Source organism: Rhodanobacter hydrolyticus (assembly GCF_044904645.1).
Window position 1 is genome coordinate 905,058 of the sequence record NZ_JADIKK010000008.1, and the last position, 26,005, is coordinate 931,062.

30 protein-coding genes are annotated in these 26,005 nt (G+C 65.0%); 19 read left to right on the forward strand and 11 right to left on the reverse strand.

Annotation, left to right across the window (positions count from 1 at the left end; genetic code table 11):
* The first annotated feature begins 29 nt into the window (after positions 1-29).
* The 4 genes from ISP25_RS06510 (at position 30) to ISP25_RS06525 (ending at position 3,875) form a co-directional block, all read left to right on the forward strand.
* A complete protein-coding gene (locus tag ISP25_RS06510; RefSeq protein ID WP_192154839.1) occupies positions 30-536 on the forward strand; it encodes a hypothetical protein in 507 nt (168 codons plus the stop codon).
* 52 nt (positions 537-588) lie between these two features.
* Positions 589-1,893, forward strand: coding sequence for an XVIPCD domain-containing protein (locus ISP25_RS06515; protein ID WP_404612582.1), 1,305 nt, complete (start codon positions 589-591; stop codon positions 1,891-1,893).
* A gap of 64 nt (positions 1,894-1,957) precedes the next feature.
* Positions 1,958-2,704 carry a hypothetical protein gene (locus ISP25_RS06520; RefSeq protein ID WP_404612584.1) on the forward strand — a complete coding sequence of 249 codons (747 nt, stop codon included), beginning with the start codon at positions 1,958-1,960 and terminating at the stop codon, positions 2,702-2,704.
* Between the two features lie 13 nt (positions 2,705-2,717).
* Positions 2,718-3,875, forward strand: a complete 1,158-nt coding sequence (locus ISP25_RS06525) for a glucosaminidase domain-containing protein (RefSeq protein WP_404612586.1) — start codon at positions 2,718-2,720, stop codon at positions 3,873-3,875.
* A 33-nt stretch (positions 3,876-3,908) separates the two neighbouring features.
* Here ISP25_RS06525 and lolD read toward each other — a convergent pair whose 3' ends face one another.
* The 9 genes from lolD to ISP25_RS06570 form a co-directional block, all read right to left on the reverse strand.
* Positions 3,909-4,622: a lipoprotein-releasing ABC transporter ATP-binding protein LolD gene (gene lolD / locus ISP25_RS06530; protein ID WP_192154835.1), complete on the reverse strand. Its 714-nt coding sequence runs from the start codon at positions 4,620-4,622 to the stop codon at positions 3,909-3,911.
* Positions 4,615-5,856, reverse strand: a complete 1,242-nt coding sequence (locus ISP25_RS06535) for a lipoprotein-releasing ABC transporter permease subunit (protein ID WP_192154834.1) — start codon at positions 5,854-5,856, stop codon at positions 4,615-4,617. The genes lolD and ISP25_RS06535 overlap by 8 nt, the downstream gene beginning before the upstream one ends.
* 105 nt (positions 5,857-5,961) lie before the next feature.
* Positions 5,962-6,399, reverse strand: coding sequence for a hypothetical protein (locus ISP25_RS06540; RefSeq protein ID WP_404612589.1), 438 nt, complete (start codon positions 6,397-6,399; stop codon positions 5,962-5,964).
* Complete coding sequence (locus ISP25_RS06545; RefSeq protein WP_192154830.1) at positions 6,371-6,619, reverse strand: FAD assembly factor SdhE; 249 nt, start codon at positions 6,617-6,619, stop codon at positions 6,371-6,373. Before ISP25_RS06545 ends, ISP25_RS06540 begins: the two co-directional genes overlap by 29 nt.
* Before the next feature lie 204 nt (positions 6,620-6,823).
* Positions 6,824-7,603, reverse strand: coding sequence for a succinate dehydrogenase iron-sulfur subunit (locus ISP25_RS06550; protein WP_404612591.1), 780 nt, complete (start codon positions 7,601-7,603; stop codon positions 6,824-6,826).
* Positions 7,604-7,693: 90 nt separating this feature from the next.
* Positions 7,694-9,481 carry a succinate dehydrogenase flavoprotein subunit gene (gene sdhA, locus ISP25_RS06555; protein WP_192154823.1) on the reverse strand — a complete coding sequence of 596 codons (1,788 nt, stop codon included), beginning with the start codon at positions 9,479-9,481 and terminating at the stop codon, positions 7,694-7,696.
* A 4-nt stretch (positions 9,482-9,485) separates the two neighbouring features.
* The gene (gene sdhD / locus ISP25_RS06560) at positions 9,486-9,881 is read right to left on the reverse strand and encodes a succinate dehydrogenase, hydrophobic membrane anchor protein (protein WP_192154822.1); all 396 of its coding nucleotides are present in this window, start codon (positions 9,879-9,881) and stop codon (positions 9,486-9,488) included.
* A complete protein-coding gene (gene sdhC / locus ISP25_RS06565; RefSeq protein ID WP_404612594.1) occupies positions 9,878-10,273 on the reverse strand; it encodes a succinate dehydrogenase, cytochrome b556 subunit in 396 nt (131 codons plus the stop codon). The genes sdhD and sdhC overlap by 4 nt, the downstream gene beginning before the upstream one ends.
* Before the next feature lie 85 nt (positions 10,274-10,358).
* A complete protein-coding gene (locus ISP25_RS06570) occupies positions 10,359-10,526 on the reverse strand; it encodes a DUF1674 domain-containing protein (RefSeq protein ID WP_192104295.1) in 168 nt (55 codons plus the stop codon).
* A gap of 108 nt (positions 10,527-10,634) precedes the next feature.
* On the opposite strand from ISP25_RS06570, the gene ygfZ reads away from it, so the two are divergent.
* Both ygfZ and ISP25_RS06580 read left to right on the forward strand, forming a co-directional pair.
* Positions 10,635-11,438, forward strand: a complete 804-nt coding sequence (ygfZ, locus tag ISP25_RS06575) for a CAF17-like 4Fe-4S cluster assembly/insertion protein YgfZ (RefSeq protein ID WP_404612596.1) — start codon at positions 10,635-10,637, stop codon at positions 11,436-11,438.
* Positions 11,439-11,900: 462 nt separating this feature from the next.
* On the forward strand, positions 11,901-12,335 hold the full coding sequence (locus ISP25_RS06580) for a cell wall hydrolase (RefSeq protein ID WP_225578121.1): 435 nt from the start codon (positions 11,901-11,903) through the stop codon (positions 12,333-12,335).
* 175 nt (positions 12,336-12,510) lie between these two features.
* On the opposite strand, the gene ISP25_RS06585 is transcribed toward ISP25_RS06580, so the two are convergent.
* Positions 12,511-13,002 (reverse strand): outer membrane lipoprotein, encoded by a 492-nt coding sequence (locus ISP25_RS06585; protein ID WP_404612598.1) that lies wholly within the window; start codon positions 13,000-13,002, stop codon positions 12,511-12,513.
* A gap of 27 nt (positions 13,003-13,029) precedes the next feature.
* Entirely contained in the window at positions 13,030-13,617 is a 588-nt protein-coding gene (locus tag ISP25_RS06590) for a glycine zipper 2TM domain-containing protein (RefSeq protein WP_404612600.1), read from the reverse strand.
* A 178-nt stretch (positions 13,618-13,795) separates the two neighbouring features.
* Between ISP25_RS06590 and ISP25_RS06595 the strand changes: the two genes are divergently transcribed.
* The 13 genes from ISP25_RS06595 (at position 13,796) to ccmD (ending at position 26,001) form a co-directional block, all read left to right on the forward strand.
* Complete coding sequence (locus ISP25_RS06595; protein WP_192154814.1) at positions 13,796-14,575, forward strand: TatD family hydrolase; 780 nt, start codon at positions 13,796-13,798, stop codon at positions 14,573-14,575.
* 75 nt (positions 14,576-14,650) lie between these two features.
* A complete protein-coding gene (locus ISP25_RS06600) occupies positions 14,651-15,175 on the forward strand; it encodes a MarR family winged helix-turn-helix transcriptional regulator (protein WP_404612602.1) in 525 nt (174 codons plus the stop codon).
* 11 nt (positions 15,176-15,186) lie between these two features.
* Positions 15,187-16,701 (forward strand): efflux transporter outer membrane subunit, encoded by a 1,515-nt coding sequence (locus ISP25_RS06605; RefSeq protein WP_404612604.1) that lies wholly within the window; start codon positions 15,187-15,189, stop codon positions 16,699-16,701.
* Positions 16,698-17,891 carry an HlyD family secretion protein gene (locus tag ISP25_RS06610; protein WP_192154808.1) on the forward strand — a complete coding sequence of 398 codons (1,194 nt, stop codon included), beginning with the start codon at positions 16,698-16,700 and terminating at the stop codon, positions 17,889-17,891. The genes ISP25_RS06605 and ISP25_RS06610 overlap by 4 nt, the downstream gene beginning before the upstream one ends.
* Positions 17,892-17,925: 34 nt before the next feature.
* Positions 17,926-19,479 carry a DHA2 family efflux MFS transporter permease subunit gene (locus tag ISP25_RS06615; RefSeq protein ID WP_404612606.1) on the forward strand — a complete coding sequence of 518 codons (1,554 nt, stop codon included), beginning with the start codon at positions 17,926-17,928 and terminating at the stop codon, positions 19,477-19,479.
* A 132-nt stretch (positions 19,480-19,611) separates the two neighbouring features.
* Positions 19,612-20,100 carry a polyhydroxyalkanoate synthesis repressor PhaR gene (phaR, locus tag ISP25_RS06620; protein ID WP_192154804.1) on the forward strand — a complete coding sequence of 163 codons (489 nt, stop codon included), beginning with the start codon at positions 19,612-19,614 and terminating at the stop codon, positions 20,098-20,100.
* A 193-nt stretch (positions 20,101-20,293) separates the two neighbouring features.
* Entirely contained in the window at positions 20,294-21,052 is a 759-nt protein-coding gene (phbB, locus tag ISP25_RS06625; RefSeq protein ID WP_404612609.1) for an acetoacetyl-CoA reductase, read from the forward strand.
* A 288-nt stretch (positions 21,053-21,340) separates the two neighbouring features.
* Entirely contained in the window at positions 21,341-22,750 is a 1,410-nt protein-coding gene (locus ISP25_RS06630) for an FAD-dependent oxidoreductase (protein WP_404612611.1), read from the forward strand.
* Positions 22,743-23,150 carry a DUF3293 domain-containing protein gene (locus ISP25_RS06635; protein ID WP_192154798.1) on the forward strand — a complete coding sequence of 136 codons (408 nt, stop codon included), beginning with the start codon at positions 22,743-22,745 and terminating at the stop codon, positions 23,148-23,150. Before ISP25_RS06630 ends, ISP25_RS06635 begins: the two co-directional genes overlap by 8 nt.
* A gap of 64 nt (positions 23,151-23,214) precedes the next feature.
* Positions 23,215-23,850 (forward strand): cytochrome c biogenesis heme-transporting ATPase CcmA, encoded by a 636-nt coding sequence (gene ccmA / locus ISP25_RS06640; RefSeq protein WP_404612613.1) that lies wholly within the window; start codon positions 23,215-23,217, stop codon positions 23,848-23,850.
* A gap of 477 nt (positions 23,851-24,327) precedes the next feature.
* Positions 24,328-25,011: a heme exporter protein CcmB gene (gene ccmB / locus ISP25_RS06645; RefSeq protein ID WP_404612615.1), complete on the forward strand. Its 684-nt coding sequence runs from the start codon at positions 24,328-24,330 to the stop codon at positions 25,009-25,011.
* 1 nt (position 25,012) lies between these two features.
* Positions 25,013-25,771: a heme ABC transporter permease gene (locus ISP25_RS06650; protein WP_404612617.1), complete on the forward strand. Its 759-nt coding sequence runs from the start codon at positions 25,013-25,015 to the stop codon at positions 25,769-25,771.
* Positions 25,768-26,001 (forward strand): heme exporter protein CcmD, encoded by a 234-nt coding sequence (gene ccmD, locus ISP25_RS06655; protein ID WP_404612619.1) that lies wholly within the window; start codon positions 25,768-25,770, stop codon positions 25,999-26,001. Before ISP25_RS06650 ends, ccmD begins: the two co-directional genes overlap by 4 nt.
* The last annotated feature ends 4 nt before the right edge of the window (positions 26,002-26,005 follow it).

Here is a 26,005-nt window from a genome sequence, read left to right on the forward strand (position 1 = left end):
TACTCCATCCGACCAAGGACTAAAGAATCGTGAAATCCATATCAACTTTCATCATGCTGATGATTCTTGGCTTTCTATGCATAGACACGGCCCCGGCAGCAACCGCCCAAACTCAAAACCTCCAGGTGTCTTGCGGCCATTCGGCAATGATCCTGCGCTGCACGACAGAACAATGCCACGCTACCTCGCTGCAACTGATTTCCCACGACCACGGTACCTTCAAGGCGTTGGACATCCATTCACCGCAAGGGCTGGAACAATACACAGCCGTAGGCCTGACCTGCTCCAAAGCCACCGATGGGACGCCTTATTTCGTTGTTCAGTACGGACAGTTGCCAGAAGGATGCGAGTTCTGTGAGTGGTTCCATATCTACAACACGCAAGGGAATCTTCTTACGCATAGCACTCCTGCCATCCTGACCGACAACAGCCTTCCTGATGGGCGGCAGCAATTTCCAAACAACAGAGAGTTCAACGCGATGAATCGCAAGCTGGGACTGGGCCGTCCACGAGTTCAATACATTCAATCGCACTGAACGAAAGCCGACAGCCCCGCACCCATGATCGTCACAGACAAGGAGAACGTCTATGAGCAAAGGAAACATCTACCCGTCAATAATTCAATCTCGAGGACAGCCTTACCGGGATGATCAAGTGGTCACGTGGAGCCATTACGATGACCCGATCGATCGCTCAGCCGGCCGGCCTGCGGGAAATTCGCGTATCTGGGGCGATGCCTCTCCCGAAGCGCAATCACAAGTGATCGATGCCCTGATCGCATCTTCCGAGCGCGCTGGCTTGAACCCTCGCGAGACTGCCTACGTGTTGGCTATCGCCCGCGTCGAATCCGGCTTCAATCTCGACGCCGCCGCAGGCACGACTTCCGCCACCGGTCTCGGACAGTTCATCGACAAAACGGGCACGAGCTATGGCATCAACGATGACAACCGTAGCGACCTACGAATGCAAGCCGACGCCCTGGTGGCGCACTACCAAGAAAACGCGGCATTGGCCCGATCGCGTGATCGAGGCGAAGCATATATCTACAAATACCACCATGATGGCCCGACCGAGGAACATGGCGGCCTCGCACTCTCCGAAAGAGAGGTCATACCTTACGTCAATCGTTACGAAACCTTCGTTCGCGAGCATGAAAAGAATTACGGTGTGACTCCCCGTGGCCCTTCATTAGCCAAACATGAGTCTGGTGTAGCTACTCATCATTCCCATCACGGGAACTCACATCCCAACACCCTCGCCAGTACAAGCCTTGAACAAGGCTCGCACGGCTCAGCCGTCACCACCCTGCAAACCGACCTTGCAAATTTGGGCTACGGCCAAGATCAAGGCCAGCCCCTCAAAGCCGACGGCGACTTCGGCATCCGGACTCGCCATGCCGTGGAACGTTTCCAGCACGAACATCATCTCGCCGTGGATGGCAAAGCGGGTCCGCTGACGCAGCAGGCCATGCACTCGGCGCTACAGTCGCAAGTTCGACAGGACGCTCTCCATCCTCTGGATGATCCCCGCAATCCCGATCACACCCTGTACGAGCAGGCGCTGGCAGGCGTGAGCAAGCTCGATGCACAGCATGGCCGCAAGGTTGACGGGCTAAGCCACAACATAGCCGCCGCGCTCGTCGTCGAAGCCAAGCGGGAAGGCATGACGCGCATCGACCAAGTGGCTCTAGGCGACGACAACAGCAAGATTTTCATCGCTCAGAGAGCCGGCTCGCCCTTTGAAGCGGACAAGTACGGCGCCAGCGACACGATCAAGGCTGCACAAACACCCGTGGCACAAAGCTCCGATCTCGCAGCCACGATACAGCCACCCATCGCGTCGCCGGCACCCTGCATTCAGCCATCCGCGCCATCTCAGGCTATGGTTTTCTGATGCTCCTAACCACGAAGGGAGAAGGGCAAATATTGCCGCGCATCTGCTCCCGCAACACCCCTGCATGCAACACCAGCGTACGATCCGTCCGCGCCGCCAGCCGCGTGTCATCCGAGACCAGGATGAAACTGACACTCACTTCGCCAGGATGGGATCGAGCTTATTTCACTCTTTGTTGGGGCAACATGACCGACCTTACTTCGACTTCTACCTGCACGCACTCCATTGGCCCGACATGAAAACCACTCGCCCCTTGACCTCCGTGCTTGCTTGCCTCTTGGGTACAGGCGTGTGTGCCGCGGGCACCAACGTCGCCCTCCCCGCCAACGTCAGCCTCTATGCAAAGCCAAGCATCGGCGCCGGGCAGAACTGCCTGGCCGGCGCGCAGACCGACGACGACGGCATGAACGAAAAGCCCGTGGTCTATCTCGAAAATTCGTCCGGCACGGCGACATGGCATGTCACCTTGCCTTTACCCACCCACACCTACCAAGCCAGGGCAACGCATTGCGTCGGCACGCCGTCCACGCTCTATGTGCTGGTGCAGGGCGACACGCAACCCGAACAGACCATGTCGCAGACGCTGCTTGAAATCGTCGCGCTCAACCGTTCCACCGGTGCTGTCGTGACTTCAATACCAATCGATGCACCAAACGTCAGCGCAGCCCACACGACATGGGTTGATGGCGGCGACCAGCACTTCGTCTTGCAGGACAACCGTCTGATCGTCACAGGAAAATACGCACTGCTTTCCGACCGGGACAGCTCGGTGGACTTCTCTCTGAAGGCGCCGATGAACCTGCATCCTTGAAGGAAAGCGCAGCATGAACGAGAAGGAAAGCTTCATTGCCGGGTTGTATCCAGCCGCTGTTGAAGTCTCCAATGAAACCGGCATGGCTTGGCAAACCATTTTGGCCCAAGCCGCACAGGAAACCGGCTGGGGACAACACCAGCTTCCGGGCACCCACAATATCTTCAACATCAAGGCCGATCCCAGCTGGCACGGACCGAGCAAGACATTCAATGTCTGGGAGATCGAAAGCGGCCAGAAGGTCTGGAAGGATCAGTCCTTCCGTGTGTATGGCTCCTACGAGGAAGCATTACGGGATCGTGTCGAGTTTCTGCGCGGCAACCCGCGCTATGCCAAAGCCGGCCTGTTTGACGAAGGCACCAGGGGCAACCTTGAAAAAGAAGCGATCGCCTTGCAACAGGCTGGTTATGCCACCGATCCACATTACGCCGAAGGCTTGGTGCGCGTGTTCAATAGCCCAACCATGCAGAACGCCATCAAGGAAGCGCAAACACTGGAAGCAACCGGATACCGCTCGCCGGGTAGTCAGCCACATCAACAAGTGATCTTGGAGCAAGGCACCCACGCCCCGGCTGTCGCCATCCTGCAAGCTGATCTCGCAAAGTTGGGCTACGGCCAAGATCAAGGCCAGCCCCTCAAAGCCGACGGCGACTTCGGCATCCAGACTCGTCATGCCGTGGAACGTTTCCAGCACGACCAGCATCTCGCCGTGGATGGCAAAGCGGGTCCGCTGACACAGCAGGCCATGCACTCGGCGCTACAGTCGCAAGTTCGACAGGACGCTCTCCATCCTCTGGATGATCCCCGCAATCCCGATCACACCCTGTACGAGCAGGCGCTGGCAGGCGTGAGCAAGCTCGATGCACAGCATGGCCGCAAGGTTGACGGGCTAAGCCACAACATAGCCGCCGCGCTCGTCCTCGAAGCCAAGCGGGAAGGCATGACGCGCATCGACCAAGTGGCTCTAGGCGACGACAACAGCAAGATTTTCATCGCTCAGAGAGCCGGTTCGCCCTTTGAAGCGGACAAGTACGGCGCCAGCGACACGATCAAGGCTGCACAAACACCCGTGGCACAAAGCTCCGATCTCGCAGCCACGATACAGCCACCCATCGCGTCGCCGGCACCCTGCATTCAGCCATCCGCGCCATCTCAGGCTATGGCCATCTGACGCGCTCTCACCAAGAGGGTGAGACAGCAAACCTCACCCGCGCGCCTGCTCCCGCAGCACCCCTTCATGCAACACCAGCGTACGATCCATCCGCGCTGCCAACCGCGTGTCATGCGTGACCAGGATGAAGCTGGTACCCACCTCGCGGTTGAGCTCCAGCATCAGCTCGTAGACCTGCGCCGCATTGCCTTCGTCGAGGTTGCCCGTGGGCTCGTCGCCCAGCACGCAGGCCGGCTTGGTCACCAGCGCGCGTGCCACCGCGCAACGCTGGCGTTCGCCGCCGGAGAGTTCGGCTGGCTTGTGGCCCATGCGCGCGCCAAGCCCTACCCGCTCCAGCAGTGCCGACGCCTGCTTGCTCGCGTCGGCGACCGCTGTGCCGCGGATCAGCAGCGGCATGCACACGTTTTCCAGCGCGGTGAACTCTGGCAACAAGTGGTGGAACTGGTAGACGAAGCCCAGCGAACGGTTGCGCACGCGGCCACGCTCGGCGTCGGACAGTACGGAGAGCTGGCGGCCATCCACCTCCACCTCGCCAGCACTCAGCGTGTCCAGCCCTCCCAGGATGTGCAGCAGGGTGCTCTTGCCGGTGCCGGAAGCGCCCACGATGGCCATGGTCTCGCCGCGCTTCAGCTCGAAGCTGACGTCGGTGAGCACCTCGGTGCGCAGGCCGCCTTCGGCGTAGGTCTTGGCCACGCGGGTGGCGCGCAGCACGGGCGTGTTCGGTACCATCGGATGTTTCTCACTCATAGCGCAATGCCTGCGCCGGCTGCGTGCGCGAGGCTCGCCACGCGGGATACAGGGTCGCCAGCAGCGAGAACGCGAAGGTGATCAACGCCACCCAACCCACGTCGCTCCAGTCCAGCCGGCTGGGCACCTCGCTGATGTAGTACACGTCTGGCGAGAGGAACTGCACGTGGAATACGTGCTCGATCACTTTCACGATGCCCGGCAGCTTCCACGACAGCAGCGAACCCAAACCCACGCCAAAACCGATCCCGACCAGCCCCACCAACACACCCTGCACCATGAACATGCCCATGATGCTGCGCGGCGTTGCGCCCAAGGTACGCAGGATGGCGATGTCGGCCTGCTTGTCGGTAACCAGCATCATCAACATCGAGATCAGGTTGATCACCGCCACCAGGATGATCAGCGAGAGGATGATGAACATCACCAGCTTCTCCATCGACAACGCGGAGAACAGATTGGCGTTGTCCTGGTCCCAGGTCCGCACCTGATAGATCTGGCCCAGCTGCTCGGCCAGTTCGCGCGCCACCGGACGGGCATTGAAGAGATCGTCTAGTTTCAGGCGGATGCCACTGGGGCCGTCCTGGCTATTGAGTTTCTCGGCGTCCTTGATGTTGACCAATACGAGGCCGGAATCGAACTGCTCCATGCCCATGCTGAAGGTACCCACCACATGGAAGCCACGCATGCGCGGCACACCGCCGAACGGGGTGGCGCGCATTTCCGACACCGCCATCACCACCTGGTCGCCCACGCCCACTCCGAGCTGGGTGGCGAGGTCCTGACCCAGCACAATGTTCCAGCTGCCCGGCGTGAGTGCATCGAGTTTGCCGTGCACCATGTGCTGGCCGATATCGACCACCTTGGGTTCCAGCGCAGGATCGATGCCACGCACCATCGCGCCGGCCGTCGCACGGCCTTGCAGCAGCGCCTGGATTTCCACGTAGGGTGCGGCGCCCTTCACGTGCGGATTGGCCTGAGCGATTTTCAGTGCTCGCGGCCAGTCCTCCATGCTCTGGCCGATGCCTGAGATGGTGGCATGCGAGATCGCACCAAGGATGCGCGTCTTCATCTGATAGCCGAAGCCGTTCATTACCGACATCACCGTAATCAGCGCGATCACGCTGATCGAGATGCAGACGATGGAGACGGCCGAAATGAAGGAGATGAACTGGTTGCGACGCTTGGCGCGGGTATAGCGCAGGCCGATGAAAAGCTCTAGCGGTCGGAACATGGACGGGTCGCTGTGTGGGTGGGCGGCTCGCCCGGTGGATCCGGCATTATCCGGCATTCGCTGAGACAGCGCAGGCACCGCAAAGTGCCGACAGGAACCTGCGATTCAGATGCGGGCCGCACCTTTGCCGGCCTGCACCGTGGCCAGGCGCATACGCAGGCGGCGACGGATGTCCGCGTCGCTGTTGTCGGGTGCCAACAGCAGCACCTGCTCGCCGAGCGGGGCCGACCGCAGGCGCAACAGGAGGCATTCGCCCAGCACGCGAAACGAAGCAAGGCGAGCCGGCGTGTCGCTGCGATCGGCCAGGTGCAGGCTCCAGCCGCCTTCGCTGCTCCAGCCGGCCGCCTTCACCGGCGAAGCGCGATGGCGGCGCACGGCACGGAACACCAACAAGACCGTCAGCACCGCCAACGGCAGTTTCAGCCACCAAGGCAGGCCACACGAAGCGATCGCAAGCAGGACCAACGCTGCCAGCGACCACAACAGGCGCGGCAGCCAGCGCGAAGGGAGGTATTCAAAGCCGATGGCGGGCGCGGATGTCATCGATGATCGCCTGCCAGTCTTCGCGCGGCGCGCGGGCATGACCCATCACCCAGTCCCACAGGTCCGGGTCCTGCACGTCGAGCAGTTCGTCGAAGGCCTGCTGTTGCGCCTCGTCGGCATGCGGAAAGGCTTCGTCCAGCCAGCCGCCGAACAGCGCATCGAGTTCGCGGGTACCGCGGCGGGTGCGCCAGCGGAGGCGTTTGATGCGGGCTGCGTCCATGGGATCAATGCGCGCGAAGCGCCTCCTTTGCACCCTCTCCCCGCCGGGGAGAGGGTTGGGGTGAGGGGCCGATCTTGCGACATGGCCACGTCGGGCGTAAAGCTTCGATCGATGTTCCCGCGAGCACCCGCCCCTCGTCCGCCCTGCGGGTACCTTCTCCCCAGTGGGGAGAAGGAAAACGCCGCCGCTTCGCAGCGGCGCTTCTTATGCCCGGCGCTCCACCATCAGCTTCTTGATCTCCGCGATCGCCTTGGCCGGGTTGAGGCCCTTCGGGCAGGTGCGCGCGCAGTTCATGATGGTGTGGCAGCGGTACAGCTTGAACGGATCTTCCAGGTCGTCCAGGCGGCCGCCGGTGTCTTCGTCGCGGCTGTCCACGATCCAGCGGTAGGCCTGTAGCAGGACGGCCGGGCCGAGGTAGCGATCGCCGTTCCACCAGTAGCTGGGGCAGCTGGTGGAGCAGCAGGCGCACAGGATGCACTCGTACAGGCCGTCCAGCTTCTTGCGGTCTTCCGGCGACTGCAGGCGTTCGCGGTCCGGCGTGGCGCTCTGCGTGCGCAGCCAGGGCTTGATCGAGGCGAACTGGGCGTAGAAGTGCGTGAGGTCCGGCACCAGGTCCTTGACCACCGGCATGTGCGGCAGCGGGTAGATCTTCACGTCGCCCTTGGCCACGCTGTCGACGGCGCAGATGCACGCCAGCGTGTTGGTGCCGTCGATGTTCATCGCGCACGAACCGCAGATGCCCTCGCGGCACGAGCGACGCAGCGTAAGCGTTGGGTCGATCTCGTTCTTGATCTTCAGCAGCGCGTCCAGAACCATCGGGCCGCACGCGGCCATGTCCACCTCGTAGGTGTCGATGCGCGGGTTCTGGCCGTCGTCCGGGCTCCAGCGGTAGATGCGGAAGGTACGCGGCTTCTTCGCGTCTTTCGCCGGGAAGTGCTTGCCGGGCTGGATCTTGGAATTCTTGGGTAGCGAAAACTCTGCCACGTTTGCCTCACTCTGCTCGTGCTAGCGGCAACAGCTCGTCTGGCGAGCGCCGGTACAACGTTGAAAGAACCCGATGGTTCCTGCCATTCGTCAGTAAACGCGCTTCTTCGGCGGCACCACCTCGACCTCGTCGGTCAGGGTGTACATGTGCACCGGGCGGAAGTCGAAGTCGGCCTTGCCGTTCTCGTCCACCTTGACCATGGTGTGCTTCTGCCAGTTGTGGTCGTCGCGGTCGGGGAAATCCTCGCGCGCATGGGCGCCACGGCTTTCCGTACGCTGCTCGGCAGAGTGCATGGTGCCCACCGCCTGGTCGAGCAGGTTGGCCAGCTCCAGCGTCTCGATCAGGTCGGAATTCCACACCAGCGAACGGTCGCTGGTGCGCACGTGCTTGAACGAGGCGTGCACCGCGTCGATCTTGGCGCAACCTTCCTTCAGCGTCTCGCCGGTGCGGAACACCGCGGCGTCGGACTGCATGGTGCGCTGCATGTCGAGGCGGATCTTCGCGGTCGGCAGTTCGCCGTTCGCATTGCGCAGGCCGTCGAAGCGGGCCAGCGCCTTGTCCAGGGCGCTGGCCGGCAGGTCCTTGTGCGCCGCACCCGGTTTAATGATCTCGGAGCAGCGGTGCGATACCGCGCGGCCGAACACCACCAGATCGAGCAGCGAGTTGGAACCCAGGCGGTTGGCGCCGTGCACGGACACGCAGGCCGCCTCGCCGATGGCGAACAGGCCAGGCACCACGGCGTCCACGTCGTCGCCCTTCTTCTGCACCACTTCGCCGTGGTAGTTGGTCGGGATGCCGCCCATGTTGTAGTGCACGGTGGGCAGGATCGGAATCGGCTCCTTGGTCACGTCGACGCCGGCGAAGATGCGCGCCGATTCGGCGATGCCCGGCAGGCGCTCATGGATCACTTCGGGGCCGAGGTGCATCAGGTTGAGGAAGGCGTGGTCCTTGTGCTCGCCCACGCCGCGGCCCTCGCGCACCTCGATGGTGATGGCGCGGCTGACCACGTCGCGCGAGGCCAGGTCCTTCGCGCTCGGCGCGTAACGCTCCATGAAGCGCTCGCCGTTGGAATTGGTGAGGTAACCGCCCTCGCCGCGCACGCCCTCGGTGATCAGGCAGCCCGCGCCGTAGATGCCGGTGGGATGGAACTGCACGAACTCCAGGTCCTGCAGCGCCAGGCCTGCGCGCAGCACCATGCCGCCGCCGTCGCCGGTGCAGGTGTGTGCCGAAGTGGCGCTGAAATAGGCGCGGCCATAGCCGCCGGTGGCCAGCACCACGGCCTGGCCGCGGAACAGGTGCAACGTGCCCTCGTTCATGTCCAGCGCGAGCACGCCGCGGCAGACGCCCTCGTCGTCGAAAATGAGGTCGATGGCGAAGTATTCGATGAAGAAGGTGGCGTCATGCGCCAGCGCCTGCTGGTACAGCGTGTGCAGGATGGCGTGGCCGGTGCGGTCGGCGGCGGCGCAGGTACGCTGCGCGGTGCCCTTGCCGTAGTGCGTGGTCATGCCGCCGAACGGGCGCTGGTAGATGCGGCCTTCGTCCGTGCGCGAGAACGGCACGCCGTAGTGCTCCAGTTCGTAGATCGACGGGATGGCCTCGCGGCACATGTACTCGATCGCGTCCTGGTCGCCCAGCCAGTCCGAACCCTTGATGGTGTCGTAGAAATGGAAACGCCAGTCGTCCTCGCCCATGTTGCCGAGCGCGGCGGCGATGCCGCCCTGCGCCGCCACGGTGTGCGAGCGCGTCGGGAACACCTTGGTGATGCACGCGGTCTTCAGGCCCTTCTCGGCCAGGCCGAAAGTGGCACGCAGGCCCGCGCCACCGGCGCCGACCACGATCACGTCGAACTTGTGCTGCTGGATCTTGTAGCTTTCCACGGTCTCAAACTCCCAATGCGATGCGCAGCACGGCCAGCACGCCCGCGAGCGCGCCCAGCACCGCGAGGAACTTGATCGCCACCAGCAGGACCACTTCCTTCCAGCGGGTGTGTACGTAGTCTTCGATCACCACCTGCAAACCGAGCACGGCGTGCCAGAACATGGTGACCACGAACAGGATCAGCAGCAGCGCGTTCCACGGCTTCGCTACCGCGGCCCTGGCCGTGGCGTAGTCGGCATGCAACAGCGACAGCACGGTGAACACGAACCACAGGCCGAGCAGGATCAGCGCGACGGCGGTGACGCGTTGCGTCCACCAGTGCCCCACGCCCGACTGCGCGGAACCGAAACCGCGTGCACGCTTCAGCGGGTTGCGCAGGTCTTTTGCGTTCGCGCTCATGCGGCACCTCCACAGGTCAGCACGCAGGCCCAGACGATGACGACCAGTACCAGGCTGACGATCACCGACAGCCAGCTCGAACGCACGAACTGCGGAATCGCATAACCCGCGCCGGTGTCCTGCAACAGATGACGGATGCCGTTGCACAAGTGGTAGAACAGCGCCCAGCTCCAGCCCACCAGCAGGATCAGGCCCAACGGACTGCCCATGCAGACCTTGAACTGGTCGAAAGCGGCTTCGCCGGCAGCCAGCGAGAGCAGGCCCCACACCACCACGAGCGTGCCTACGGCCAACGCGATGCCGGTGGCGCGATGCAGGATGGAGGTCACCATCTGCACTTGCCACTTATAGATCTGTATATGCGGAGAGAGCGGTCGTCGCGTGTCTGCCATGGCGGCTATCCTGAAGTGGAATCGCTGAAGCTGCCTGCCAAGCCAAACCGCCTTCGCGCGACGGCAGATGCCGCCGCGAAACGCATCAGAAATCGATGCAGCGCCCGTTCTTCTCCCAATCGCCGTAGCGGGTGGGATCGAGCGCCGGCCGCTCCGTCGCCGCCTTCTCCCCCGCCGGACGCGCGGGCACGGCCACGGTTTCCGCGGGAGCGGAAGCGGGACTGGATTCGGTTGGGCGGGAAGTGTCGGACATGGTCATCGCAAGCGGCGGGAGATTAATACTTGCCGCAATGCCGCACAACCTTGACGAAGGTCGCGATGACTTGCGCTCGGCTGCTGGCGACCTCATCTTGGACCGTCTATGCCGATTCCCTACCCCGCCGAAACCCTATTGATCGAAGGTCCGGATGCACTCGCCTTCGCGCATGCGCAATTCAGCAGCGATGTCCAGGCGCTTGCCGTCGGCAGATGGCAGTTCAGTGCATGGCTGAGCGCACAGGGCCGTGTGCGTGCGCTGTTCCATCTCGCGCGACTGGATGAACAACGCCTGTTGTTGCTGCTGCGCGGAGGCGAAGCGGGCGCATTGTGCGAAGCGCTGCGTCGATACGTGTTCCGCTCTCGGCTCACCATTACGATTTCGTCTTGGCATACGCTGTCCATCGATGCCGCATTGCCGTTGCACGAGGCACGCACCGCATCCGACAACATCGTGCTCGGCTGCGGCTCGCACAGCATGCGCATCGCCGCGGATGGCGAAAGCGATGCGCGGTGGCGATTGCCACAACTGCAACTCGGCTGGCCGTGGCTGCCGACTTCCACGTTCGATGACTTGCTGCCACCCGCGCTGTCGCTGCATCGCCTGCATGCCGTCGCCATCGACAAAGGCTGCTACCCGGGCCAGGAGATCGTGGCGCGACTGCACTGGCGAGGCGGACACAAACGCCACCTGTGCAAGGTGCGGCTGGCACGCGATGCGATGCCAGGCATCGTGTTGCATCGCGAAGGCCACGACGTAGGCGTGCTGCTTGATGTCGTTGCGCACGACAAACACGCCGATGCACTCGCCGTGTTGAACGACGACATCACATCGACGCATGCAAACGATGCTGCGCTTCAACTCGATGGCGATCTCGCGTTGCGTGTAGAGCATCGATGGGAGAATTGATGTGCATCGTCGCGCCCACGTGAACAATCGTTCACTTTCGCGTTCAATTTGAGTGAGTTTGCAATGAATCGACGTGACCAGGCACTTGCCGCGGAAAAAATCCGCCGCTAGGCTCCGTCGAACCTTTCACTAGGCACCCCTCATTTCGGTGCCGCAGAAACACGCGACGAACCGGAAGATTCCGAATCGGCGCGACCCGGCGAAGACCGTCGGATGGAACAACCGCCTGAGTGCGGAAAACGTCGCAGGCTACACGGCTATCGGCACCGCGCAACGCCGCGACAACATTCTTCGATCGGCACAGAGATACCGCCATTCGAGCGCCACAATCCCGTGGCACTTCGCCCAGCCACAAGTTTCGGTTGTGCGATTCAATCCAGGTGGAACGGCCTGCCCGCCCGTCCATCGCAACGGCGCAAAGGACAACGCATCGTCCGCGCGTACAGCACGCTGGAGGCAGAAATGAAACTTTCCATGTTGTTGTGGCTGACTACCCTGATGCCACAACCCGTCGCAAACCAGGCCTGCCTGGCGACGACGGTGTACCTGGAGGCGCGTAGCCAACCCATCGACGGCCAGATGGCCGTTGCCGAAGTGGCGATGCGCCGCCGCGAACGCGGCCAATGGGGCGGCACGGTGTGCGAGGTCGTGATGGCGCCGCACCAGTTCGCCACCACCACCACACCCGGCTCGTTCCAGATCAACAGCCTCGAGTCATTCCACAAGGCGTGGGAAATCGCGGGCCAAACGATCCACGACTGGCAGCTGCCCGCAAACAAGCGCCGGATGCTGGTGCCGCACGCCGACCATTTCGCCACGGCCGCAGTGGCGCCGGCATGGTCGCGCAACAAGACCGGCATCACCATCGGCGACCACACGTTCTACGCGGTGAACTGAGTGGAATGCTTTTGCGATCATCCGTGATCGCAAAAATCAAACGGACGGCCATCCTTGGCTGCACTTTTCGCCCAAAGCAGCGCCACGCTGATTTTGCACCAAGGATAAAAAAGGCCCTCTTGCGAGGGCCTTTTCATTTGGACGTCCAGACGTCTATTTAACGAACAGCGATCCGTCACATCGGATAGACCTGTCCGTTGGCTATCTGCACGTAATCGCCGTTACGCACGCGCGGATCGTCGCGCTGCGTCACCGTGGCGTACTGGCCGTTGTCCAGCCGGATCACGATGCGCCAGGCATTGCTGCCGCCACCGGCGTTCTGTCCGATCTGGTTGCCCACGACGCCACCGGCCACGGCACCGACCACCGTGGCGGCCGTACGGCCGTCACCCTTGCCGATGGTGCTGCCGAGCACGCCGCCGGCTACCGCGCCGATCACCGCGCCCAGTGTGCCGCCATTCGGATTTCCGCTGTTGATGTACACAGGCCGTACGTCCTGCACTACGCCGCAGCCCTGCTGGCAGCGACCGTAGCCGCCGCCAGGACCCTGGCCATATCCCGGGTGGTAGCCGCCATTGCCGTAGCCGGGGCCGGTGACGCAGGCGGACAACAGCAGACCAGCCGCAAGCACCGCCGCCGGAACGATGCCACGCATGAATGCACTCATCGCGCTGCTCCTTCGAGACTCACGGAATCAACGGGCGTCCGAAACGGCCGTCACGCCTTCCTGCACCTGCACGCGATCGCCCGGATCGTGATCCATGCGCGTGGTGCGGGTTACGCCGTTGAACACGTACTGCACGTCGTAGCCGATGATCTTGTCGCTGCCGGCGACCGTGTTGCACTGGCGCTGGACCGACTGCGTCACCTGCGGCTGGTGGTGCGCGTTCTCGATGCGGTTGCCGGCGTAACCACCCGCCGCCGCACCGGCCACCGTGGTCAGGGTATTGCCCCTGCCGCCGCCAACCATATGGCCAAGCAGGCCACCGGCCACGGCGCCGATCGCGGTGCCGGCGATGTTGTGCTGATCCTTCGGCGGCGCAGTCTGGTTGACCACCACGTCATGGCAAACCTGCTGCGACGCGCTCGTCGAGCGCACCGGCGTCACGCTGACCACCTGGGCGTACTGCGGGCCAGCCGGTACGGGTGCTGCCGGAGCCGGCGCGGAAGCTGCTTGCGCCACCTGTGTGCCGGCATCTGCGCTGCGGTTGCAGGCCGACAGGCCGACGGCCAGCGCGGCCACGATACCGATACTGAGTGCATTGACCATCAGTTTTTTCATGATTCTTTTCCTCTGTTTGTGTTCCGGTCGCGCCGCCACGCGCATGCAACTTCTTGCGGCGCTCGATGACATTGAACCTTCACAAGTCTGAATAGCGTCAGACCGCAACGTTACACTAGCCTCACGTTGATTTAGTGCCAGCCGTGGCACACATCGCATGGAAAACCGGACGCGCGTCATGCTTGCCGACAGCCACGCCCACCTCGACCACCATGCGTTCGACCCCGATCGCGCACAGGTGCTGCAACGGGCGCGGGGCGCAGGCGTCCTGCAACTGGTGATACCCGCCGTGGACGCGGCGAGCTGGCCGCGCATCCGCGACCTCTGTGCGACCCAACCACTTGCGCTGTTCCCCGCCTACGGCCTGCACCCTCTGTATCTCCACCAGCATGCGCTCAGCGACGTCGACGCATTGTCGTCGTGGTGCACGTCGAACGCCGCCATCGCCATCGGCGAGATCGGCCTGGATTTCCACCTCGCCGAGCTCGACCCCGTGCTGCAGCGCCACTACTTTGACCGGCAACTGGCGCTGGCCCGGGAGCTCGACCTGCCCGTGATCGTGCATGCACGACAGGCACTCGAGGAGGTCATCCTGACCTTGCGCCGCCATCCCGGCGTCCGCGGCGTGGTGCACAGCTTCTCCGGCAGCGAGGAACAGGCGCGAAGACTCTGGCAGCTCGGCTTCCTGGTCGGCATCGGCGGCCCGGTGACCTACGACCGCGCGCAACGCCTGCGTCGCATCGTCGCCGACATGCCCAGCGAATTCCTGCTGCTGGAAAGCGATGCCCCGGATCAGCCCGATGCGGGCCATCGGGGCCAGCGCAACGAGCCGGCACGCGTGGCGGATGTATTGCGATGCGTGGCCGCACTGCGTGGCGAAGCGGAGTGCGACTTGGCCGCTGTCACCGCTGCGAATACCCGCCGCCTGTTCCGCCTGCCCGATCCGGATCGTGCCTGAGGCGTGACGCGACGCTTGCGCGACGTTCCCGCATGCGTCACAATTTATTTCATCAGTGAAATATGATCCAATGAAATGGCGCACCTGAGTAAATGCATCGCGATGATGGACGAAGGCATCGAGCGAATGCTCGAGGCCATTCCTGGCCTTCCTGTGGAACAGGCCCGTCTGTGCCGGCTGATGCTGATGGTGGGTGGGCGCATGGACGAGGCGTTGGACGAGAAGCTCAAGTCGCAACAGCTCATCGACAGCGAATTCCTCACGCTGATGATCCTGTACAGCAGCCCTGACGGCAGCTCCACTCCGGGCGAGTTGTGCGAATTCACCTCGCAAGGCAGCACCAACATGACCCGCATCGGCAATGCGCTGGTGAAACGCGGCCTGATCTCGCGCGGCGCCAGCGCTGAAGATCGCCGCCGCGTGGTGATCCGCATCACCGCCGCGGGCCGGCGCTTCGTGCAGAAAATGTTGCCGCCGATGTTCCCGCGCGTGGAGGCGATGTTCGCCGGTTTCAGCGCCACCGAACGGAGCCAGCTCAGCCGCCTTCTGCGCAAGCTCGCCAAGAACCTCGACCAGCTCGACGCCGAGAGCGCGTCATGAAGGAGTCCAAGATGACCTTCGCCCCGCCCTTCCCGCGCGCGGCACTGACACTCGCCGTCGCGCTGACGCTCGGTGGCTGCGCATTCGCGCCGCCGAAACTGCAGCATCCCGCGCTGCGCGACGACGTGCCGCTGGCCGGCCTGCAAGGCGCTCCCGTCGCCGGTTGGCCGGCCACCGACTGGTGGCGCGGCTACGACGATCCGCAACTTGACGACCTGATGGCCACCGCGCTGAGCCAGTCGCCCGACCTCAGGCAGGCGCAAAGCCGCGTACACACCGCCGAGCAATCGGTGAAGCTTGCCGCTGCACAGGCGGGACTGAGCATCAACGGCAACGCGCAGGTCGCCCGCCAGCGTCTGAGCGAACATGGCTTGATGCCGCCGCAACTGCTCGGCTTTACCTGGTACAACCAGGCCGACCTCGGCGTGCAGTTCGAGTACGACTTCGACTGGTGGGGCAAGAAGCGCGCCGCCATCGAAAGCGCCCTGGACCAGGCGCACGCCGCCGAAGCACAGCGCAGCGAAGCCGCACTGACACTGCAGAACGCGGTTGCCGGCACCTATTTCGGGTGGCTGGCCGACGAGGCACGGCTGGCGTTGGCCAGGCAGTCGCTGGCCGTGCAGCAGCGTCTGCTGCAAATCGCCGAACTGCGCGTGCGGCAGGGCGTGGATCTACCCGACAGCGTGCAGGAGGCGCGCGCGCGCATTGCTGGCGCGGAGCAGGCGCAAACGGCGCTGGAAAGCTCGGCGAAGATCCGCAAGGTGGCGCTGGCCGCCCTGCTTGGCGTCTCGCCCGAACAATTGCCTGCGCTGTCGCCGCGTCCACTCCCGGCGGTTCGCAGCGGCCTGCCCGCCGATGCGAAGCTCGACCTGATCGCGCGCCGTCCCGACATCGCAGCCAGCCGCTGGCAGGTGGAGTCGGCGCTGAAACAGACCGACGAAGCACGCGCGCAGTTCTTCCCCGACATCAGCATCACCGCGATGGTCGGGTTGTCCAGCACCAACCAGGCCACGCCGGCGCTGTTCGGCGGCGGCGGTTCGGGCAACCTCGGCAACGTGTTCAGCGCAGGCAGCCGCGTCTTCGGCCTCACGCCTGCGCTGCATCTGCCGATCTTCGAGGGCGGTCGCCTCAAAGCCGCTTACGGCATCAGCCGCGCCCAGCTCGACGACGCGGTGGCGCAGTACGACGCCAGCGTGTTCCACGCCGTCCGCGAAGTCGCCAGTCAGGCGCTGGCCGCCGAGCAGTTGGCCACGACCCGCCAACAGCAGCAACAGCAGGTCGACACCACCGAACAACTTGGCAACACAGCGCGGTCGCGCCTGCAGCGTGGCGTGACTGATGCCCGCGAAAGCCTTGCCGCGCAGGCTCAGTGGCTGCAGCAGCGGGATCAGGCCATCGCCCTGCATGCACAGGCGCTGGGCACCGATCTCGACCTCATCAAGGCGCTCGGCGGTGGCTATCGCCTGCCCGCCGACGTCGGCACGAATCCCTCTTCCACGAACAGCCACCGGAGCCCAAGCCCATGAGCGCCACCGAGTCCGCCCAGCAAAACGACAGCGGCCTTGCCGCCAAGGATCCACCCAAGCGTCGCCGCGCATTGCTGATCGTGACGGTGGTTTTCGTGCTCGCCGCGCTGGCTTGGTTCCTGCTCTGGGAATTCGTGTTTTCTACCCGCGAGAACACCGACAACGCCTATGTGGGCGGCAACCAGGTGGGCATCTCCGCACAGGTGCCCGGCACGGTGGTCGCGGTGCTCACTGACGACACGCAGCACGTCGATGCCGGCCAGGTGCTGGTGAAGCTCGATGCCACCGACGCCGACGTGCGCCTGCGGCAGGCGCGCAGCGCGCTCGCGCTCGCCGTGCGCCAGGTGCGCGGCCAGACCGACAGCGCCAGCGGCGCCGACGCCGCGGTTGCCGCGCGCAAGATCGACCTGAGCAAGGCCGAGGCCGACCTCAAGCGCCATCTGCCGCTGGTCGCAGCGCAAGCGGAATCGCCCGAGATCGTGCAGCACCTGCGCGATGCCGTGGCCGCCGCGCAGGCGGCGCTGGATGCGGCGCAGGCGCAGGCGCAGTCAGCGCATGCGGCCATCGCCGGCACCGACACCGCCAACAACCCGGCGGTGCAGCAGGCGCGCGCCAACTTCCGCGCCGCCTGGGTGGCCGCGCAACGCAACACCATCGTGGCGCCTGTCTCCGGCTACGTGGCCCAGCGCAGCGTGCAGCTCGGCAACAGCGTCACGCCCGGCCAGCCGTTGATGAGCGTGATCCCGCTGCACAACCTGTGGGTGGACGCCAACTTCAAGGAAAACCAGTTGGGCCACATCCGCATCGGCCAGCCGGCGACCATCACCACCGACCTCTACGGCGGCAAGGTGGAATACCACGGCAAGGTGATCGGCCTGGGCGCCGGTACCGGCAGCGTGTTCTCGCTGCTGCCCGCGCAGAACGCTACCGGCAACTGGATCAAGGTGGTGCAGCGCGTGCCCGTGCGCATCGCACTGGACGACAAGGAGCTCGACCAGCATCCGCTGCGCGTGGGCCTGTCCGCCGATGTCACCGTGGACATCAGTCAGGACCAGGGCAAGGTGCTGGCCGCCGGTCCGGCGCAGCCTGCCGCCGAGACCAGCGTGTACGACAACATCGCCAGCCAGGCCGATGCCGAGGCCGACAAGGTGATCGCGGCCAACCTCGGCGCCAGCGGCACGTCGCGCTGATCCCCTTCGCACCCGACACCAGCGCGAGCCCCGCATGGCCACCACGCCCGAAAACGACGCACCGCTGAAGCCGCTGCACGGCGGCCCGCTGGCGCTGCTCACCATCGCCGTCGCCTTCAGCACCTTCATGGAGGTGCTGGACATGACCATCGTCAACGTGGCCGTGCCGCACATCTCCGGCAGCCTCGGCGTAAGCCCCAACGAAGGCACCTGGACGATCAGCTCCTACGCGCTGGCCAGCGCGATCATGCAGCCGCTCACCGGCTGGGTGGCGCGACGCTTCGGCGAGGTGCGCACCTTCGTGGTGTCGGTGCTGCTGTTCGTGGTGTTCTCGATGCTGTGCGGCCTGGCCACCAGCATGCCGATGCTAGTGGTCTGCCGCCTGATGCAGGGTGCGGGCTCCGGCCCGATGGTGGCGCTGTCGCTGACCCTGTTGCTGACCAGCTACCCGAAGGAAAAGCAAGGCGTCGCGCTGGCGCTGTGGGCCATGACCGTGGTGGTGGCGCCGATCTTCGGCCCGATCCTGGGCGGCTGGATCACCGACAATTTCTCGTGGCCGTGGATTTTCTACATCAACTTGCCGGTAGGCCTGGCCGCGGCGGTGATCACCTGGTCGATCCTGCACAAACGCGAGACCAAGACCTTCAAGGCGCCGATCGACGCGGTGGGTCTGGTACTGCTGGTGGTGGGCGTGGGCTGCCTGCAGTTCATGCTGGACAACGGCAACGACCACGACTGGTTCGCCTCGCCGTTGATCCTTACGCTGGGCCTGGTCGCCCTGGTCTGCCTTATCTTCCTCGTGGTGTGGGAGATCCACGCCAAGCACCCGGTGATCGACCTCTCGCTGTTCAAGCAGCGCAATTTCACCGTCGGCGTGGTGGCGCTGACGCTGGGCATGTTCGCGTTCTTCGGCATCAATGTGGTGTTTCCGCTGTGGCTGCAGCTCGACCTGGGCTACACCGCGACCTGGGCGGGGCTGGCCACCGCACCGGTGGGCGTGCTGGCCTTCCTGCTGTCGCCGATCCTGGGCAAGAACATGCACCGACTGGACCTGCGCGCGGTGGTGACCTTCGCCTTCATCGTCTTCGCGTTCACCTCGTACTGGTTCGCCGGCTTCGACAGCAACGCGTCGTTCGGCACGCTGGTGGTGCCGCGCTTCGTGATGGGCATGGCCATTCCCTGCTTCTTCATTCCGCTGAACCAGATCTACTTGTCCGGCCTGCCCGCCTCGGAGATCGCCAGTGCCTCGGGCCTGTCCAACTTCTGCCGCACCATGGGTTCGAGCATGTCCACCGCGATCACGGTGACGCTGTGGCAGCACCGCGGCGAGCTGCACCATGCCAACCTTACCGAGGACGTCAGTAACGCCAACCCCGCGGCGACGCAGTTCCTGCAAGGTCTCGCGCAGCACGGCATGCCGCACACACAGAGCCTGGGCCTGATCGACCAGTTGGTGAACCGCGAGGCGCTCACCCTGGCGGTGAACGACGTGTTCTGGGGCTGCGCGGTGCTGTTCCTGCTGCTGATCCCCATCCTGTGGTTCGCCAAGCCCCCGTTCGGCAGCGCCGGCGGGGCGGTCGGCCACTGATCCGCCGCCGTCTGCTGCAGACCACCGTGGCGCACATCGCGGCGCCACGGCCATCGCAGAGCAGACCAATTTTCGAACATGCATGCCAGTGGTCTACTGGTGCGGCGCAATATCTTCTGCTAGTTTCGCCGCATGGCACAAAACAAACGCACCATCAAGAAGTATCCGAACCGTCGGCTCTACGACACCGAGATCTCCAGCTACATCACGCTGGAAGAGGTGCGTCAGCTGGTGCTGGACAACGAGGACTTCGAAGTCCGCGATGCGAAGACCGGCGAGGACCTCACCCGCTCCGTGCTATTGCAGATCATCTCCGAGCATGAAGAGAAGGGGCAGCCGATGCTGTCGCCCCAACTGCTCAGCCAGATCATCCGCTTCTACGGCGATTCGCTGCAGGGCTTCATGGGTCCCTACCTGGAGCGCAGCCTGCAGGTCTTCCTCGACCAGCAGCAGCAGTTCCGCACCCAGCTCAACAGCCTGATGGGGCAGACCCCCTGGGCCATGGTGAACGAACTGACCGAGCGCAACATGGACGCGTGGAAGACCATGCAGCGCGGCCTGCTCGACGCCGCCGCGCAGATCACCCCGCAGGGCGCCGGTCGCGGCAAGAAATCCGGCTGATCCCCGCCCTTCCGTCCCGTGAGCGCGCCGCCCAAAGCGGCGCGTTTTCATTTGAAAAGTGCAGCCATGGATGGCTGCCCGTGTGACTCACGCGATCAGGGATGATCGCAAAAACACCTCAAAGCGCGGCCATGGATGGGCTGCCCGTTCGATTCCGGCGATCACGGATGATCGCAAAAGCAACGGAACCTCCATGAGCGCATCTTCTGCCACTCGTCTGGCCCTCGTCACCGGCGGACTCGGTGGCCTGGGAACCGAGATCTGCCGCCAGCTGGCACAGGCCGGCCGCCGCGTGATCGCGGCAGACCTGCCCGCCAGCGAGGCACGCCTCGCGGCCTTCGGCGAGGCCACCGCCGCGTTCGGCGACGCCATCCGCTACGAGGCACTGGACGTCAGCGACCACGAGGCCTGTGTGGCGATGATCGGCCACCACGAGCGCGAGCACAGCGGCGTGGACATCCTGGTCAACGCCGCCGGTATCACCCGCGACGCCAGCCTGCGCAAGATGACGCCCGCGCAATGGCACGACCTGATGCGCGTGAACCTCGACGGCGTGTTCAACACCAGCCACGCCGTGGTGGAAGGCATGACCGCGCGCGGCTTCGGCCGCATCGTCAACATCAGTTCGGTGAACGGCCAGACCGGCCAGTTCGGCCAGGTCAACTACTCGGCCGCCAAGGCCGGCGTGCACGGCTTCAGCATGGCGCTGGCGCGGGAAACCGCGCGCAAGGGCGTCACCGTCAACACCGTCTCGCCCGGCTACTGCGACACGCCGATGGTGGCTGCCGTGCCCGCAGAGATCCGCGCCCAGATCATCGCCGGCATCCCGGTGGGCCGACTGGGCCAGCCGGCCGACATCGCCCGTGCCGTGACCTTCCTCACCGCCGACGACGCCGGCTACCTCACCGGCGTCAACCTGCCGGTGAACGGCGGGTACTTCATGAGCTTTTAGGCGCCTGCTCAAAGCTTCTGCGTGGCCCGCGCCGGGAGCTCTGTGCCTGCGGGCCGAGGAAGAACGAAGGCATGCGGGGAGAGTCCATGGATGGATTCTTGAGGAATCGAGGAGTGGACGTCCGTCCACGTCCAAGTGCTGACGCAGGCACGCGGGCAAACAGCCCGGCCCTTCGGTCGCTTTGCCGCGGCCGCAGCGCGGAGGCTTCGAGCAGGCGCTGAGGCGCCGCGTATTGCAGTCCCCCGCCGCTTGCGGAACAGTGTCGCGATCCTTCATCCGGAACGCGACATGACGCAACGTCCTCGCATCACCCTGATCGGCGGCGGCCTGGTGGGCGCGCTGCAGGCTCGGCAACTAGCAAAGCACGGCTTTGCGGTGGAGGTGTTCGAGAAGCGGCCTGATCCGCGTCTCGCAGGGTTTCTTGGCGGTCGTTCGATCAACCTCGCCCTGGCCGAGCGCGGCCTGCAGGCGTTGCGTACGGCGGGGCTGGCCGACACGGTGCTGGAGCGCGCGGTGATGATGCGCGGACGCATGGTGCATGCACATGATGGGGCGAGCGGACTGCAGCGCTACGGTGTGGACGACAGCGAGGTGATCTGGTCGGTGTCGCGCGGCGCGCTGAACATGCTGCTGCTGGATGCCGCCGAAGCGTCCGGCGTGCACTTCCACTTCGGCCAGTCGCTGGTGGACACGGATTTCGACGGCCGCCGCATCCGGCTCGCCGACGAGGCGGGTATCAAACGCGAGCACGGTGTCGACCTGCTGATCGGGGCCGATGGCGCAGGCTCCGCGCTGCGCACGGCGATGAACACCTATGCACCTCTGGGTGAGCTCATCGAGCCCCTCGGCCACGGCTACAAGGAACTGGAAATTCCCGCCGCCGACACCTTGCCCGCCGCGTTGGTACAGCAAGCCGGCGGCGCAGGGCGCTTCGCGATCGAACCGCACGCGCTGCACATCTGGCCGCGAGGCGGCTACATGTGCATCGCGCTGCCGAACGCCGAAGGCAGTTTCACCGTAACGCTGTTCCTGCCGGCACACGGCGCGCACCCAAGCTTTGCCACCCTGCCCGATGCCACCGCGGCGCGCGCGTTCTTCGCCACGGACTTCCCCGACCTGCTGCCGCTGATTCCCCGCTTCGACGCGGATTACGCGGAACACCCGGTGGGCACGCTCTCCACGCTGCACCTCGACCGCTGGCACCTGGACGGACGCGCCCTGCTCATCGGCGACGCCGCACATGCCATCGTGCCGTTCCACGGCCAGGGCATGAACTGCGGCTTCGAGGACACGGTGACGCTGACCGAACTGCTCGCCGCCACGCCTGGCGACAGCGCCGGCGTGTTCGCCGAGTTCCAGCGCATCCGCCAACCCAACGCCAACGCGATCGCCGCGATGGCGCTGGAAAACTACGTGGAGATGCGCGACTCGGTGGCCGATCCGCATTACCTAGCCAGGCGCGCACTGGGCGCGAAGCTGGCCGAACGCGCGCCGCAGCACTTCATGGCGCGCTATCGCATGGTCACCTTTACGCACCTGCCTTACAGCTACGCGCTGGAACGCGGCCGCATGCAGGATGCGCTGCTGGAGGAAATCCTGCGCGAGGCACCGGATGCGAACGCCGTCGACCTCGACGCGGCGGCGCGCATGCTGCAAGCTCGGCTTACGCCCCTGCCCGCGCAACTACGCCATGAATGAGTTCCTGCTCGAAGACTTCCGCAACACCACCTACCACGTGGTGCTCGACACGGTGCGCTGGGCGGCGATCCGTATCGACCTGCCGCTGCCGGCCGAACTGGCGGCCGTCGTCGGCGGCCAGCCGTGGGGTTTCATCACGGCATGGAATCCGCAGGCGCGCCGCCGCCCGCAGGCGGAAAACCTCGCCGCGCAGCAGGCGCTGGTCGATGCCCTGGACAAGCTGCCGCAGGTCGCCGTCTACCCCGCCATCGGCGTGGGCCAGACCGGCTGGAGCGAGCCCAGCCTGTTCGTGATCGGTGCGGATCTGCGCACGCTGGACGCGTTGATGCGCGAACACGCGCAACTGTCCTACGTGCACGGCGAGGCCGACGGTCCCGCCGAATTGCGCATGCTGGGTTGAACGGCTTTACGGCGGCAGTCCGCCGCATGGACAAGCTCGCCAGCCATTGCGGAGAATGCGGCAGATGACCGCAGCCTCCGCCGCCACGCCCCTGCTCGAAGCGCATCGCCTGAGCTTCCACCGCCAGGACGAGCCGGTGTTCGCGCCGCTGGATTTCCGCCTGCACGCGGGCGAGCTGGCGCTGGTCGAGGGCGACAACGGCAGCGGCAAGACCACCTTGCTGCGCCTGCTGGCCGGCCTGCTGCACGTCAGCGAAGGGGAATTGCGCTGGCGCGGCGCACCGCTGCAACGCGACGCCTGCGCGAACGAGATCCTTTTCCTGGGCCACCAGCTGGGTCAGAAGCACGAGTTGAGCCCGCGCGAGAACCTGGCCTTCGCCGCCGGCTTGCACGGTTGCCGCGCCGGCGTCACGCCGGACGCGGCGCTGGGTGAAGTGGGCCTGCGCGGTTACGAGGACGAGCCGGTGCGGCGTCTTTCCGCGGGGCAGAAGAAGCGTGCCGCGCTGGCGCGCCTGCTGCTGCAACCAGCGGCGCTGTGGCTGCTTGACGAGCCTTACGCGAATCTCGACCGGCAGGGCATTGCATTGGTCAATCGGCTGCTGGAACGGCACGTTGCCGAGGGAGGCGCGGCATTGGCGAGCAGCCATGGGGTGGCGGGGTTTCATGGCGGGGAGCCGCAGCGGATACGCATGCATGGGTAAGCGTGTTCGTGGAACATCGCATGTAGTCGCTCGCGGAGGCGCTTGCGACGAACGTTCAATTGTCTGCCGCAAGCAGGTGCGCAACCTCGGTCGCGCGAGCAAATCCCCTCTCCCCTTTGGGGGGATGGCTAGGGTGAGGGGCGGGTGCCCGCGGCGACCTTTCGCTTTCGCATCTTGGCTCGCCTGCGGCGGGCTTTCGGCCGCCTGCCGGCGCCCGAGCTACTTCTCTTTGCTGGCCCACGCCACCGCTGGGCGCGGTGGCGAACAGCGAAGCCGGCCCGAAGGGCGACGGGCAGGATGCCCGGAGTCAAGAGAAGTAGCCAAGAGAAATGGACTGGTTCAATACGCCGGAACTACAAGCAGGCGGTGCCGAGGAGATGGGAACTACGCCCGACGAGACGTCCTGCACACCAGCCACGCCGCGCCGTATCTGGGAACTGAGGTGGTAGAGGCTGCGATGTCGATGGTGGTTGCGCCATGAATGCCCCGCTTCCTCGCGCTTGCGCCGCCATGCTTCGCCGCGACCTCATGCTGGCCTGGCGGCGGCGCGGGGATCTGGCGATGCCGGTGCTGTACGCGGTGATCGTGGTGGTGCTGTTTCCGTTTGCGCTGGGGCCGGACTTGGCGTTGCTGCAGCGGATCGCTGGCGGCGTGGTGCTGGTGACGGTGCTGCTGGCGATGCTGCTGGCGCTGGACGCGATGTTCGCCAGCGACATCGAGGACGGCTCGCTGGAGCAGCTGGTGCTGGCGCCACAGCCGCTGCCGCTGATGCTGGGGATGAAGATCCTCGCGCACTGGATCACCACGGCGTTGCCGCTGATCGTGATCGCACCCTTGCTGGCCGGCATGCTGCACCTGCCCGCGGCGGCGATGCCGGCGCTGCTGCTGGCGCTGCTGCTGGCGACGCCGCTGCTCAGCCTGCTCGGCGCGGTGCTGGTGGCGCTGACGGCCGGCACGCGGCGCTCTGGTATGCTGCTGGCACTGATGTTGCTGCCGCTGTGCGTGCCGGTGGTGATCTTCGCTGCCGGCGCGGTGACAGCCGCCCAAGAGGGGCTTCCGTGGTTCGCTCCGGTCGCGTGGCTGACCGCCGCACTCATCCTCGCCGTGGTGCTGGCGCCGCTGGCGTGCGCGGCGGCCTTACGCATTGCGCTGGACTCGTGACATGGCGAAGTGGATTCCACTCTGGTTGCACAAGCTCGGCTCGCCGCCGACGTTCTACCGCTTCGCCGGCGCGGTGCGGCCGTGGGCGATGGGGCTGGCGCTGCTGTTCGGCGTGATAGGGCTCTACGGCGGCCTGGTGCTGGCGCCGCCGGACTACCAGCAGGGCGACGCCTACCGGATCATCTTCATCCACGTGCCCAGCGCGTGGATGAGCATGTTCGTCTACGCCGTGATGGGCGTATCCGGTTTCATCGCCCTGGTATGGCGATTGAAGCTGGCCGAGGTGGTGGCGATGGAATCGGCGCCGATCGGCGCGGCCTTCGCCTTCATCACCCTGGCCACCGGTTCGCTGTGGGGCAAGCCGATGTGGGGCACGTGGTGGACCTGGGACGCGCGGCTCACCTCGGAACTGGTGCTGCTGTTCCTCTACCTCGGCGTGATCGGGCTGTACCACGCGTTCGAGGATCGCCGCCAGGGCGCGCGCGCCGCGAGCTTCCTCGCCATCGTCGGCATCATCAACGTGCCCATCGTGCACTACTCGGTGGTGTGGTGGAACACCCTGCACCAGGGCAGCACGGTGAATATCTTCGGCCACTCCAAGATGCCGTGGGAAATGCTGTGGCCGCTGCTGGCGATGACGCTGGCCACCAAGTGCTATTACGCCGCCAGCCTGTGCCGGCGCGCGCGCACCGACATCCTTGCGCTGGAGTCCGGCAAGGACTGGGTGCGCGAGATCGCGCAAGCGGAGGCAGCCCGATGAGCACGCTCTCGCACTTCTTCGCCCTGAGCGGCGAAGCCGCCGCTTTCTTCAGGATGGGTGGTTACGCAGGCTATGTATGGCCTGCCTACGCCGTGTTCTTCGTCGTGCTGATCGCCGACAACGTGACGCCGCGGCTGCGCCGCCGCCGCATCCTGCGCGAACTGCGCGGCCGGCTGGCGCGGCAGGTCGCGCGCGAACGCCGCTCTCCTTCTTCCACGCCTGCGCCCTGACCCC